The sequence below is a fragment of the Planococcus beijingensis genome, from assembly GCF_016820615.1.
Lineage (GTDB): Bacteria > Bacillota > Bacilli > Bacillales_A > Planococcaceae > Planococcus > Planococcus notacanthi.
The window spans coordinates 245398-259048 of record NZ_JADHDZ010000002.1; the positions used below are offsets into that span (position 1 = coordinate 245398).

At 47.6% G+C, this 13651-nt stretch carries 10 protein-coding genes; all 10 read left to right on the top strand.

Going from position 1 to position 13651, the window contains the following annotated elements; genetic code table 11:
- Positions 1–132 precede the first annotated feature (132 nt).
- Complete coding sequence (gene yqiS, locus IRE19_RS07420; protein ID WP_203339856.1) at positions 133–1041, top strand: phosphate butyryltransferase; 909 nt, start codon at positions 133–135, stop codon at positions 1039–1041.
- Between the two features lie 25 nt (positions 1042–1066).
- Positions 1067–2161, top strand: a complete 1095-nt coding sequence (locus tag IRE19_RS07425; protein ID WP_191715833.1) for a Leu/Phe/Val dehydrogenase — start codon at positions 1067–1069, stop codon at positions 2159–2161.
- 244 nt (positions 2162–2405) lie between these two features.
- Positions 2406–3488 carry a butyrate kinase gene (gene buk, locus IRE19_RS07430; protein ID WP_203339857.1) on the top strand — a complete coding sequence of 361 codons (1083 nt, stop codon included), beginning with the start codon at positions 2406–2408 and terminating at the stop codon, positions 3486–3488.
- Between the two features lie 71 nt (positions 3489–3559).
- Complete coding sequence (gene lpdA / locus IRE19_RS07435) at positions 3560–4987, top strand: dihydrolipoyl dehydrogenase (protein WP_203339858.1); 1428 nt, start codon at positions 3560–3562, stop codon at positions 4985–4987.
- 14 nt (positions 4988–5001) lie between these two features.
- A complete protein-coding gene (locus IRE19_RS07440; RefSeq protein WP_203339859.1) occupies positions 5002–6006 on the top strand; it encodes a thiamine pyrophosphate-dependent dehydrogenase E1 component subunit alpha in 1005 nt (334 codons plus the stop codon).
- A complete protein-coding gene (locus tag IRE19_RS07445; RefSeq protein WP_191715829.1) occupies positions 6006–6989 on the top strand; it encodes an alpha-ketoacid dehydrogenase subunit beta in 984 nt (327 codons plus the stop codon). Before IRE19_RS07440 ends, IRE19_RS07445 begins: the two co-directional genes overlap by 1 nt.
- 273 nt (positions 6990–7262) lie before the next feature.
- A complete protein-coding gene (locus IRE19_RS07450; RefSeq protein WP_203339860.1) occupies positions 7263–8606 on the top strand; it encodes a dihydrolipoamide acetyltransferase family protein in 1344 nt (447 codons plus the stop codon).
- A 99-nt stretch (positions 8607–8705) separates the two neighbouring features.
- Positions 8706–10400, top strand: a complete 1695-nt coding sequence (locus IRE19_RS07455) for a methylmalonyl-CoA mutase family protein (protein ID WP_203339861.1) — start codon at positions 8706–8708, stop codon at positions 10398–10400.
- Position 10401: 1 nt separating this feature from the next.
- Positions 10402–12549 (top strand): methylmalonyl-CoA mutase, encoded by a 2148-nt coding sequence (gene scpA, locus IRE19_RS07460; protein WP_203339862.1) that lies wholly within the window; start codon positions 10402–10404, stop codon positions 12547–12549.
- On the top strand, positions 12549–13616 hold the full coding sequence (gene meaB / locus IRE19_RS07465; protein ID WP_203339863.1) for a methylmalonyl Co-A mutase-associated GTPase MeaB: 1068 nt from the start codon (positions 12549–12551) through the stop codon (positions 13614–13616). The genes scpA and meaB overlap by 1 nt, the downstream gene beginning before the upstream one ends.
- The last annotated feature ends 35 nt before the right edge of the window (positions 13617–13651 follow it).

Sequence of the window (13651 nt, forward strand, 5' to 3'; positions counted from 1 at the left end):
GACTTTGCAATTTGTTGCAGGGTTTTGCAAGAATTTGCAATAAAATATGGTTAAAACTGCAAATAAAACGCTTTCATCTCTTATATATCCCCATTTGTTCTGTTTTAATTAAGGAGAATGAGGTGAGCATCAATGGCCACATTAACACAATTGATCGAAAATGTTCCAACAGATTCAAATCTCACTGTCGCTGTTGCTGCAGCTGCTGATTCGGCTGTCCTGGAAGCGGTGAGTATGGCCGTTGCCCGAAACATGGTGCGTTTTCGCTTATACGATGATGAATCGGCAACAACAGCAATGATGCGGGAGCATTTCCCTCAATTGCTGGATCATCCGGATGTTCAGCTTCATCATGTCAGCAGCCTGGAAATGGCTGCTGAAGAAGCCGTGAAATCGGTGTACAGAAATGACTCCGATATCTTGATGAAAGGCCAGATTGCAACCGCCATACTGCTGAAAGCAGTGTTGCATCCGGATTACGGCTTAAGAACCGGAAGAGTCATGTCCCAAATTGCCGCTTTTGAAGTAGCTGGATTCGACCGGCTGATTTTCGTCACGGATGCGGGCATGAACATCAATCCGGACTTACCTCAAAAAGTACAAATTATCCAAAATGCTGTCCAGATTGCACGTTCAGTCGGAGTAGTTATGCCGATTGTCGCGCCATTAGCAGGAGTGGAAGTCATCAATCCGAATATGCAGGCCACTCTGGATGCAGCCGCATTGACCGCAATGAACCGTCGCGGGCAAATAAAGAATTGTATCGTGGATGGCCCTTTCGCCCTCGACAATGCAATTTCCATTGATGCAGCCAAACATAAACGGATTGCCGGCGACAACGCCGGCAAAGCCGACATTCTACTGGTTCCTACTATTGAATCGGGCAATATCCTGTATAAGTCGCTGGTATTCTTTTCAAATGCAAAAGTCGGCAGTATTGTTGCGGGTGCGAAAGCGCCAATTGTTCTCACGTCCCGTGCCGACAGTGCCGAAAGCAAATTATATTCATTGGCTTTGGCAATTTGTTCATCATTAACTTAAGGAACAACTACTAGGAGGAATTGAAATGGAAATTTTCAGCAGAATGGAACAACATGACTACGAACAATTAATTTTTTGCCAAGATAAAAACTCAGGGCTTAAAGCCATTATTTGTATCCACGATACGACGCTTGGACCGGCACTTGGCGGCACGCGCATGTGGAATTATGCAACTGAAGAAGAAGCAATTGAAGATGCAATCCGCCTAGGGCGCGGAATGACCTATAAAAATGCTGCAGCTGGCCTGAACTTGGGCGGCGGAAAAACAGTTATCATCGGTGACCCGTTAAAAGACAAGAATGAAGAAATGTTCCGCGCTTTCGGACGCTTTATCCAAGGCTTGAATGGCCGTTACATAACTGCTGAAGATGTTGGAACTACAGTAGCGGATATGGACTTGATCCATGAAGAAACAGATTACGTTACTGGGATTTCGCCAGCTTTCGGTTCTTCAGGCAATCCATCTCCTGTTACTGCATACGGGGCCTACATCGGCATGAAAGCTGCTGCACTTGAAGCTTTCGGCGATGATTCTCTTGAAGGCAAAACAGTTGCAGTACAGGGAGTAGGGAATGTTGCTTACCCGCTTTGCGAATACCTTCATAAAGAAGGCGCGAAATTGATCGTTACGGACATCAACGAAGAAGCAGTGCAACGTGCAGTCACTGCATTTGGCGCAACAGCAGTTGCACCAAATGACATCTATTCACAGGAAGCGGATATTTTTGCACCATGTGCAATGGGCGCTATCATCAATGATGACACGATTCCCCAATTGAAAGTGAAAGTGGTTGCCGGTTCTGCCAACAACCAATTGAAAGAAGAACGCCATGGCGATGAACTTGAAGCACGCGGCATCGTTTATGCTCCTGACTTTGTTATCAACTCTGGCGGCGTCATCAACGTTGCGGATGAATTGTATGGCTACAATAACGAACGTGCAATGAAACGTGTAGAAACAATTTATGACAGCATCACAAAAATCTTTGAAATTTCTAAACGCGACAACGTACCAAGTTACATTGCGGCAGACCGCATGGCTGAAGAACGCATTGAGCGCGTCCGCAAATCACGTTCGCAATTCTTGAGAAACGAACACAATATTTTAAGCAGAAGATAAACTTCAATCAGCAGGAGGTTTCTTTTACGACCACTGTAAAAGAGCAGCTTTCCTCTGAGAAGTTTCCCATAAACACCGCTTCGGCTGCTTTGGGCACCGCTCCCGTGAGAAGCCAGGCATCTGATGCCTGGCTTCTTGCTTGGCTTAAACAGCAAACTGCCGGAAGCATTGCTCGAAAAGAAAGAACAGTTTATAAAAAGGAAAACCAATAACCGTTATTTTAGAAAGAAATGGAGGGGTGGATGTGCAAAAACAGCAAAATCGTATCCTGGTCATCAACCCTAAAACCACTTCGACTAAAATAGGTGTTTTTGACAACGATATCTTAATTATGGAGAAAACCATTCTCCATACGGTAGAAGATTTAGGAAAGTCCGCTGATATTTTCAGCCAATATCCCTTCAGGAAGCAAACCATTCTGGAGGCGTTGGACGAAGAAGGCATGAATGTTTCCAAGTTGTCCGCGGTCTGTGGAAGAGGCGGCTTGCTGCGCCCCATCGAAGGTGGGACCTACACGGTGAACGAACAGATGCTTGAGGATTTGCGGCAAGGCTATGCAGGTCAGCATGCATCCAATCTGGGAGGAATTTTGGCTTCGGAAATTGCAGATGGGTTAAACATTCCCGCATATATCGTCGACCCGGTAGTGGTTGATGAAATGGAGCCGATTGCCCGGATATCCGGTTTTGCTTCCATTGAACGCAAGTCCATTTTCCATGCACTCAACCAAAAGGCCGTTGCCCGTCGATATGCCAGCAAAGTTGGACGCTCTTATGAAGAGGTCAACCTGATTGTCGCTCATATGGGTGTCGGCATCACGGTAGGTGTACATCAAGGAGGCCGTGTAATTGATGTCAACAACGGTCTGCATGGCGATGGTCCATTCAGTCCTGAACGGGCAGGGGCCGTACCGGCAGGCGATTTAGTGGAATTGTGCTTTTCCGGACAGTTTAACCGGCAGGAAATGATGATGAAGTTGGTCAGACAAGGTGGATTGACGGCCTATCTGGATACCAATGATGTCGTGAAAGTTGAACAACGCATAAAAAAAGGTGATTCTCAAGCGGATTTGGTTTATCAGGCAATGGCCTATCAGATCGCCCGCGAAATCGGCGCTGCCAGCGCGGTATTGAAGGGGCAAATAGATGCGATCATTTTGACTGGGGAACTTGCGCATGGTGAAAGCTTTGTTAAAGCAATCACAGAACGGGTCAACTGGATTGCCGATGTGGACATCCAGCCGGGTGAAAATGAGCTTCAGGCTTTGGCTGAAGGAGCGCTCCGCATATTGAATGGGGAAGAACGGGTCAAGCATTATTCATTTTAACCAGAGTAAAGACTTCAATCAGCAGGAATTGATTTTCCGTGGATCGAAGTGGGATAAAGGAGGAAGAAATCATGGCTCAAAATTATGATGTCGTCATTCTAGGCGGCGGGACCGGCGGTTATGTAGCGGCCATTCGGTCGGCACAACTCGGTTTAAAAACAGCGATTGTTGAAAAAGGCGAACTGGGCGGCACATGCTTACATAGAGGCTGCATTCCAAGTAAAGCATTGCTCCGCAGTGCGGAAGTCTATTCAACAACAAAACATCATGCGGCTGACTTTGGTGTTGAAACCGGCGAAGTTTCACTGGATTTCGCACGTGTCCAACAGCGCAAGCAGGGAATTGTCGATCAATTGCATGCAGGCGTCCAGGGATTGATGAAAAAAGGGAAAATCGATGTCTATGAAGGCATCGGCAGAATTCTTGGACCATCCATTTTTTCTCCAAACGCGGGTACCATTTCCGTTGAGATGAAAAATGGAGAAGAAAATGAAATGCTGATTCCAAGCAATGTCATCATTGCAACCGGATCACGTCCCCGTACATTGCCAGGGCTGACGATTGATGGCGAATTCGTTATGAGTTCCGACGAAGCTTTGAGAATGGAAAGTCTGCCAAAATCAATCCTGATTGTCGGCGGTGGTGTCATCGGCATCGAATGGGCGTCCATGCTCAATGATTTCGGCGTTGATGTAACCGTTATCGAATATGCAGAACGGATCATCCCGACGGAAGATAAAGATATCTCCAAAGAAATGTTGAAGCTATTGAAGAAAAAAGGCATTAAGTTTGCGACAAGTGCAAAAGTGATGGCGGATACATTGGAAACAGGTGAGAATGGTGTAACGATCCAGGCAGAAATCAATGGCAAGAACGAAAGTTTTTCCGCTGAAAAAATGCTGGTTTCTGTCGGCCGTCAGGCGAATGTCGAAAATATCGGCATCGAAAACACGGATATCATCATCGAAAACGGCTTTATCCAAGTGAAAAAATCTTTCCAAACAAAAGAATCCCATATTTACGCAATCGGTGACGTGATTGGCGGACTGCAATTGGCGCATGTCGCTTCGCATGAAGGGATCACAGCGATTGAACATATCAAAGGCAACAATCCGCACGCCATCAATTACGATTTGGTCTCACGCTGCATTTATTCCAATCCGGAAGCAGCAAGTGTCGGAATTACGGAAGATCAGGCAAAAGAAAAAGGGCATGACGTCAAAGTCGGCAAATTTTCTTTCAAAGCGATCGGTAAAGCATTGGTCTACGGCGAATCTGATGGATTTGTCAAAATCATTGCCGACAAAGAAACGAACGATATCCTGGGAGTCCATATGATTGGCCCGCATGTCACCGACATGATTTCTGAAGCAGGGCTGGCCATGGTTCTGGACGCAACCCCGTGGGAAATTGCGGATACGATCCACCCGCACCCGACTCTTTCAGAGGTCATGGGAGAAGCGGCGTTGGCCGTTGACGGAAAAGCAATCCATAGTTGAAGGAGGAAAAAACAATGGCTTCAAAACACGAAGAAATCGGTTTAACAAATGATGATTTATTGAAAATGTACGAAACGATGTTAATGGCACGCCGAGTAGATGAACGCATGTGGCTCTTGAACCGTGCCGGGAAAATTCCTTTTGTGATTTCATGCCAGGGGCAGGAAGCGGCTCAAGTGGGTGCTGCCTTCGCTCTTGACAACTCAAAAGACTATATCGCTCCTTATTACCGTGATATCGGTGTGGTCCTGCATTTTGGCATGACGCCAAAAGATCTGATGCTGTCGGCTTTTGCCAAAGCGGAGGACCCGAATTCAGGTGGACGGCAAATGCCTGGCCATTTTGGGCAGAAGAGCAACCGCATCATTACCGGTTCTTCGCCTGTAACAACTCAATTGCCTCACGCGGTAGGCGTAGCTTTAGCTGGCAAAATGAAGAAAAAAGACTTTATTACGTTCACGACGCTCGGTGAAGGCTCTTCCAACCAAGGTGATTTCCACGAAGGCATGAACTTTGCCGGTGTCCATAAATTGCCGGTCGTCATCATGGTCGAAAACAATAAATATGCGATTTCGGTGCCGGTTGAACGCCAATTGGCGAGCAAGAATGTTTCGGACCGTGCAATCGGTTATGGCATGCCAGGTGTGACGATTGACGGCAATGACCCGATTGAAGTCTACAAACATGTCAAAGAGGCTGCCGACCGTGCGCGCCGCGGCGAAGGCCCGAGTTTGGTCGAAACCGTTTCCGAGCGGATGACCGCTCACTCATCAGATGATGACCATCGCCAATACCGCTCAGCAGACGAATTGGCTGCGCAAAAATCGACGGATCCAATCCTGACATTTGGAGCGTACTTGAAAGAGCATGGCATCATGGACGATGAGCTTGAAAAAGACATCAACGACCGAATTATGGTAACAGTCAATGAAGCGACTGATTACGCTGAAAATGCACCTTACGCAGAACCTAAACATGCGATGAAATATGTCTATGCCGAAGAAGGAGGAGACGAATAATGGCTATTATGTCTTATATTGATGCCATCACGCTTGCCATGAAAGAAGAAATGGAACGTGACGAAAACGTCTTTGTTCTTGGAGAAGATGTAGGTAAAAAAGGCGGCGTCTTTAAAGCGACGCAAGGCCTCTACGATCAATTCGGTGAAGACCGCGTCTTGGATACACCGCTTGCGGAATCGGCGATTGCCGGTGTTGGAATTGGCGCAGCAATGTATGGCTTACGGCCGATTGCAGAAATGCAATTTGCGGATTTCATTATGCCGGCTGTCAACCAAATCATTTCTGAAGCATCCCGCATCCGTTACCGTTCGAACAATGACTGGTCATGTCCAATCGTCTTCCGTGCACCTTTTGGCGGAGGGGTACACGGAGCTCTTTACCACTCACAGTCAGTGGAAGCGATTTTCGCCAACCAGCCTGGATTGAAAATTGTCATTCCTTCCACTCCATATGATGCAAAAGGCCTTTTGAAAGCAGCGATCCGCGATGAAGATCCGGTTATGTTCTTTGAACACAAACGGGCATACCGCTTGATCAAAGGCGAAGTGCCGGAAGAAGACTACACCATTGAAATCGGCAAAGCGGACGTTAAACGCGAAGGCGAAGACATCACCGTCATCACTTACGGCTTAGCAGTTCACTTTGCGCTGCAGGCTGCCGAACGTTTGGCAGAAGACGGCATCTCTGCACATATCCTTGATTTGCGCACGATTTATCCGTTGGACAAAGAAGGCATCATCGAAGCCGCTAAGAAAACCGGCAAAGTGCTATTGGTCACAGAAGACAATAAAGAAGGAAGCATCATCGGAGAAGTAGCGGCAATCATTGCTGAAAACTGCCTATTCGACTTAGACGCTCCAATCAAACGTCTTGCTGGGCCGGATATCCCGGCAATGGCTTATGCGCCAACCATGGAGAAATTCTTCATGATCAACCCGGACAAAGTAGAAAAAGCGATGAGAGAATTAGCTGAGTTTTAAGAGGAAAAGCGTAAGTGCCCATGTAGATTCGACGGGCATAAGACAGACCAGCAGTGTGGCGTTCTTTGCCACGCAGCTGGGTTGGCTTATGACCCTAGAATCTGGGCACTGAAGCTGGACAAATAGAAAAGCGTAAGCAGCCGTCAGCAGAAGCTAACCTAAGAACGCGACATCGTGTCATAACGGTTAGCTGACCCGCATCCTGCGGTCCCTCGACGGGCACTGAAGCTCCAATAGAACGATCAAACACCATCAAGTAAAGGAGGAACTCCCTTGGCTATTGAAAACATTAAAATGCCTCAGCTGGGTGAAAGTGTTACAGAAGGCACTATAGAAAAATGGCTCGTCCAGCCAGGCGACCATGTGAATAAATACGATCCGCTTGCTGAAGTCAACACAGACAAAGTGACTGCGGAGGTTCCATCTTCGTTTACCGGCACAATCAAGGAATTGATTGCTTCAGAAGGCGAAACTTTAGCGGTAGGCGAAATCGTCTGCACGATTGAAACCGAAGGCGGCGACGCGGCTCCTGTAGAAGAAGCAAAACCTGCCATTAGCGAGAAAGCGGCCGAAATGCCAGCAGCCGGTGCAAAACCGACTGAAAAACTGGAAGGGACGAAAGGATCTTCGCAACCGGTTAAAACTTCAGGGGCGAAAGGGCGCTACTCACCAGCTGTTTTGCGTCTTGCTCAGGACAATGACATCGATTTGTCACAAGTTGAAGGCTCTGGCAACGAAGGGCGCATTACACGCAAAGATTTGATGGCATTGATCGACAGCGGCAATATTCCAAAAGCGGGAGAAGCTCCGGCGGCACAACCTCAGGCTCAGCAGCAGGAACAGCCACCAGCGCCTAAGGAAACGCCTGTCCAGGAAGCTCCGAAAGCAGCAGCTGCACCGATTGAAAGTGCTCCGGGAGATATCGAAATCCCAGTAACCGGCGTCCGCCGGGCGATAGCTGCGAATATGCTGAAGAGCAAACACGAAGCACCGCATGCATGGATGATGGTCGAAGTGGATGTCACCAACCTTGTCCAGTACCGCGACTCCATCAAAGGCGAATTCAAGAAAAAAGAAGGCTTCAATATTACTTACTTTGCTTTCTTTGTCAAAGCTGTGTCACAGGCATTGAAAGAATTCCCGATGATGAACTCGATGTGGGCTGGAGACAAAATCATCCAGAAGAAAGACATCAATATTTCCATCGCTGTCGCTTCGGATAGTGCTTTATTCGTACCGGTCATCAAGAATTCTGATGAAAAATCAGTGAAAGGCATCGGCAAAGAAGTCAATGAATTGGCACTTAAAGCACGCTCTGGAAAATTGAAATCCGCGGATATGCAGGGCGGCACTTTCACCGTCAACAACACCGGATCGTTCGGTTCTGTTCAGTCTATGGGAATCATTAACCACCCACAGGCAGCTATCATGCAAGTGGAATCGATCGTCAAACGCCCAGTCATTATGGACAACGGCATGATTGCTGCACGCGACATGGTCAATCTTTGTTTGTCACTGGATCATCGTGTACTTGATGGTTTGGTATGCGGCCAATTCCTTGCGCGCGTCAAAGAAATATTGGAGAATATGTCCAAAGAAAATACGTCTGTATATTAAGAAAAGCTGGAGTCTTCGGACTTCCAGCTTTTTTTCCTCTTTAATGTCTGTCGTGAGTCGGGTAAAATGAAACTAGAAAGCCTTTAAGGAGGGAACAGTTTGACAATCGAATCGATGAAAAAGACGAAATTTCCAATCCGTACATATGCTGAATGGCAAGAAGCGGCAGTAAAAGCGATTAAAGGCAAGCCGTTTGAAGAAACATTAAAGACCCCTACCATTGAAGATGTAACACTGGAACCTCTTTATACCAAAGACATGCTTGAACAATTAGGCAGCTATATCACAGCTCAAACAGCAGCTGTCCAGCAAGGAAAACATCAGCCAAGTTGGCTCGTGTCCCAGGAAGTGATGGCGGATTCGGCGAAAGAATATTTGGCCTTGATGAAAGATGATATTCTTCGTGGGAATGAAACTGTTGTCTATAAAGGATTCCGTAAGTTTGACTGGACAGATGCCCAATTGGCTGAATTGGCAGAAATGATTGTCCAATATCCTTTGTACTTTAAACTGACAGGGGACGATAAAGACATTCTGCGTGTTTTCGATTTTGTAACTCCAGAACAATTGCCGAAACTCCAAGGGGTTATTTTCTCTGAAGAACCTGTTGAGGCACCGGCAAGTATTCGTACACAGGTTGTAGACACGATTCCAATCCACCATGCTGGCGGAACCGTGATCCATGAACTTGGAGTCGCACTCAGCATCTTGTCTGAGCGTATGTCAGAAGACACTTTCAAAGAAAGTGCTGAAAATACCTGGATCCGCTTTGCGGTGGATACACAATTTTTCCAGGAAATCGCTAAATTGCGCGCCTTCCGCGTATTATGGCAAGCCTTCAGTTCTGCATATGGCGAAGAAGCTCCGACAATTCCATTGTTTACGGAAACGTCTGTCCGTTCCTACTCTAAACTGGATCCTTATGTGAACTTGCTGCGTGCAGGAAATTCTACATTTGCATCAGTATTGGGAGGAACCGATGCCCACACCGTACATCCACATGACTTTTTGACAGAACCGGATCCTTCAAGCCGGCGCATCGCCCGCAATGTCCAATTAGTCATAAAAGAAGAAGCCCATGTGTCGCATGTGATCGACCCAGCAGCAGGCTCTTACTTTATCGAAACGCTGACAAAAGAATACGTTGAGGCAGCATGGAGCTATTTCCTTGAAATTGAAGAAGCTGGCGGCTATTCAGAAGTCATCAAATCAGGCTGGTTGACAGATGACATCCAGGCGAAATGGGTGGAGCGCGAAAAAAATGTGGCTACCCGCAAACAATCGCTGATTGGAACCAATATCTATGCCAATCCTCAAGAGCCGGTAAAAGATGCGAAAATCGATGATGGCCACCTTGAGTACATGACAGCGAAACGTCTGGCGACGCCATTTGAAAATCTTCGTGCCCAGAGCAAAGTAACAAGTCTTAAGTCAGCAATCATCCTTATCGAACCATTGAAGAAAATCAAGCCTCAAGTAGATTTCGTTTCTGGCTTTTTAGCAGTTGGCGGAATCGAAGCATTAGTCAGCCCGCATTTGGCTACGGCTGAAGAAGTTAATCAATTTCTAGCTGACGAGAAAATGGACTATGCCATCTTGTGCGGATCAAAAGAAGCTGTATCAGCACTTGTGCCAGGATTGGACAGTCAAGCCAGCATCGATCTTGCAGGCAAATATCCGAAAGAGCAATTAGCAGAATGGGCAACCTATGGCATTAAAGATACCGTGTATTCCGGCAAGCAGATGACCGCGAAACTGGAGAAAATTCTCGCTCTAGGAAAGGAGGCGCTATAAGATGGCTAAACCCGATTTTTCAAAAGTCACACTTGACCAATTAGCTATTGCTTCACAGACAGTTCAGCAGCAAAGCGCCTTTACCACCAATGAAGGCATTGACATCAAACCGACATATACAAAACAGGACATAGATTTCCTTGAAGAAAGCCTGCCTGGATTTGCACCGAATGTCCGCGGACCTTATCCGACCATGTATGTGTCGCGTCCTTGGACTGTACGCCAATATGCCGGTTTTTCAACAGCGGAAGAAAGCAATGCATTTTACCGACGCAATTTAGCGATGGGGCAAAAAGGCTTGTCTGTTGCTTTTGACCTTGCGACTCACCGCGGCTATGATTCCGATCACAAACGTGTTGTCGGAGATGTCGGCAAGGCCGGCGTTGCAATAGACAGTGTTGAAGACATGAAAATCTTATTTGATGGCATCCCATTGGATCAAATGTCCGTATCGATGACAATGAACGGCGCCGTTGTGCCGATCATGGCATTCTTTATTGTGGCAGCAGAAGAACAAGGGGTTTCTCCGGAACAATTGGCCGGAACCATCCAAAATGACATTCTTAAAGAATACATGGTCCGCAATACGTATATTTACCCGCCGGCCATGTCGATGCAGATCATCGCTGATATTTTCAAATATACCTCCGACCATATGCCGAAGTTCAACTCGATTTCGATTTCGGGCTATCACATTCAAGAAGCTGGAGCTACTGCCGATCTTGAATTGGCCTATACACTAGCGGACGGGCTTGAATATGTCCGCACCGGACTTGCAGCAGGCATCGACATCGATCATTTCGCGCCGCGCCTGTCCTTTTTCTGGGGCATTGGCATGAACTATTTCATGGAAGTTGCGAAAATGCGTGCTGGCCGTGAAATCTGGGCGAAAATGATGAAAACCTTCGATCCGAAAAACAGCAAGGCTTTGGCATTGCGTACGCACTCCCAAACATCCGGCTGGAGTTTGACGGAACAGGATCCATTTAATAACGTCACCCGTACCTTGATTGAAGCGAATGCAGCAGCCATGGGTCATACACAATCGCTCCATACCAATGCGCTCGACGAAGCGATTGCCTTGCCGACTGATTTCTCGGCACGCATCGCCCGCAATACACAATTGTTCCTTCAGGAAGAAACCATGATGACGAATGTCATCGATCCATGGGGCGGATCTTATTATGTCGAATCGCTGACTAAGGAATTGACGGAAAAAGCTTGGGCATTGATTGAAGAAGTTGAAGAATTGGGCGGTATGGCAAAAGCCATCGAAACCGGCTTGCCGAAAATGCGCATTGAAGAAGCAGCGGCGAAAAAACAGGCACAAATCGATTCCAATGAAGAAGTGATCATTGGGGTTAACCGTTATCGCCTGGACCAGGAAGATCCGATTGATATTTTGAACATCGACAACACGATGGTCCGCAAAACACAGATTGAACGCTTGGAACGCATGAAAGCAGAGCGTGACAGCGACAAAGTGGCAGAAGCGCTGGAAGCATTGACAAAAGCGGCGCAAAGCGGAGAAGACAATATTTTGGCTTGCGCCGTTGAGGCAGCACGTCACCGTGCATCATTGGGTGAAATCTCCGATGCCATCGAGAAAGCATCCGGAAGACATAAGGCGGTGATTCGTTCAGTGAGCGGAGTTTACAGTTCGAATTTCTCAAACCAGAAGGAAATGGAAATCGTCAAAGAAATGACGGAAGACTTTATTGAAAACGAAGGACGCCGCCCGCGTATCCTGATTGCCAAAATGGGGCAAGACGGACATGACCGCGGAGCGAAAGTCATAGCAACAGCGTTTGCTGATTTAGGCTTTGATGTGGATATCGGGCCATTGTTCCAAACGCCGGCTGAAACTGCACAACAGGCAGCAGAAAATGACGTCCATGTTATCGGCGTAAGTTCGCTGGCAGCTGGGCATATGACATTGGTTCCGGATCTGAAAGCGGAACTGGCGAAAATTGGCCGCGAAGATATTCTGATTGTGGTTGGCGGAGTTATACCGGCACAGGATTATGAATTCCTTCGCAATAATGGGGCCAGCGCAATTTTCGGTCCGGGGACAGTGATTCCGGTAGCGGCACAGAAAGTCATCGAAGAGATTTACGTGCGACTTGGTTACGAGGAAGTGGCAGACTGATGAGCCGCAAGAAAAATTCCAGGCATGTGATGGAGGGTGTTCAAGCTGCCCATGACGGCATGAAAGCCTTGCCTCGGAAAAAGTTCAAGAAACCGGATGATGCAACCATGGATATCCAGGCTATTGCGGATGGAGTCCGGAGTGGTTCGCGTCTGTACTTGGGCAAAGCGATCACTTTGCTGGAAAGTTCGAGTGCCGAACATAAGAAAAACGGCCAGGAACTGCTCAACCAATTGCTGCCATTCACCGGCAATAGTATCCGCATCGGCATCACCGGTGTTCCCGGTGCCGGGAAAAGTACCTTCATAGAAACGTTTGGTGAAATGCTGACTGGGCTTGGGCATCGGGTCGCCGTTTTGGCGATCGATCCGAGTTCGTCGCTTACCGGCGGCAGCATTCTTGGAGACAAGACGCGGATGGAACAATTGGCTCGAAATCCGAAAGCATTCATCCGCCCTTCCCCTACAGCAGGAACACTTGGCGGCGTCCATAAAAAGACCCGCGAAACGATGTTGTTATGCGAGGCTGCAGGATACGATGTCATCTTGGTGGAGACGGTCGGGGTTGGACAAAGCGAAACACTGGTCCGTGGAATGGTCGACATGTTCCTGTTGTTGGTGTTGACTGGTGCCGGAGACGAATTGCAGGGCATGAAAAAAGGCATCCTGGAGTTGGCCGATGCCATCATCGTCCACAAAGCGGATGGGGAAAACGCCCAGTTGGCGAAAAAGACCGTTTCAGAATACAAACAGATGATGCATTTCCTGCAACCGGCCACGGACAGTTGGAAAACGCGTTCGCTTGCGGCGTCCTCTGTGGAAGAAACGGGCATTCCCGAAGTCTGGAAAATGGTCAAAGAATTCGAAGACACGGTGAAAGTCAGCGGCTACTGGAAAAAACGCCGTCAGGAACAGACCAAGGACTGGTTCCGCTCGATGATCACGGATGAACTGCATAGCCGTTTTTTCGATCACGCAGAACGGCGCCAATTGGTCAAAACATTGGAAACGCAGGTGTTGAACGACGAATTGACCGTGGCACAGGCAATTATGCGTCTATTTGAGTAAGCTTTTTTGCAAGTGGGATAAACACCTGCTATGAT

Coding starts and splice junctions, on each gene's coding strand:
- meaB (WP_203339863.1), top strand. CDS start 12,549: ATGAGCCGCAAGAAAAATTCCAGGCATGTGATGGAGGGTGTTCAAGCT.
- scpA (WP_203339862.1), top strand. CDS start 10,402: ATGGCTAAACCCGATTTTTCAAAAGTCACACTTGACCAATTAGCTATT.
- IRE19_RS07425 (WP_191715833.1), top strand. CDS start 1,067: ATGGAAATTTTCAGCAGAATGGAACAACATGACTACGAACAATTAATT.
- IRE19_RS07440 (WP_203339859.1), top strand. CDS start 5,002: ATGGCTTCAAAACACGAAGAAATCGGTTTAACAAATGATGATTTATTG.
- yqiS (WP_203339856.1), top strand. CDS start 133: ATGGCCACATTAACACAATTGATCGAAAATGTTCCAACAGATTCAAAT.
- lpdA (WP_203339858.1), top strand. CDS start 3,560: ATGGCTCAAAATTATGATGTCGTCATTCTAGGCGGCGGGACCGGCGGT.
- IRE19_RS07445 (WP_191715829.1), top strand. CDS start 6,006: ATGGCTATTATGTCTTATATTGATGCCATCACGCTTGCCATGAAAGAA.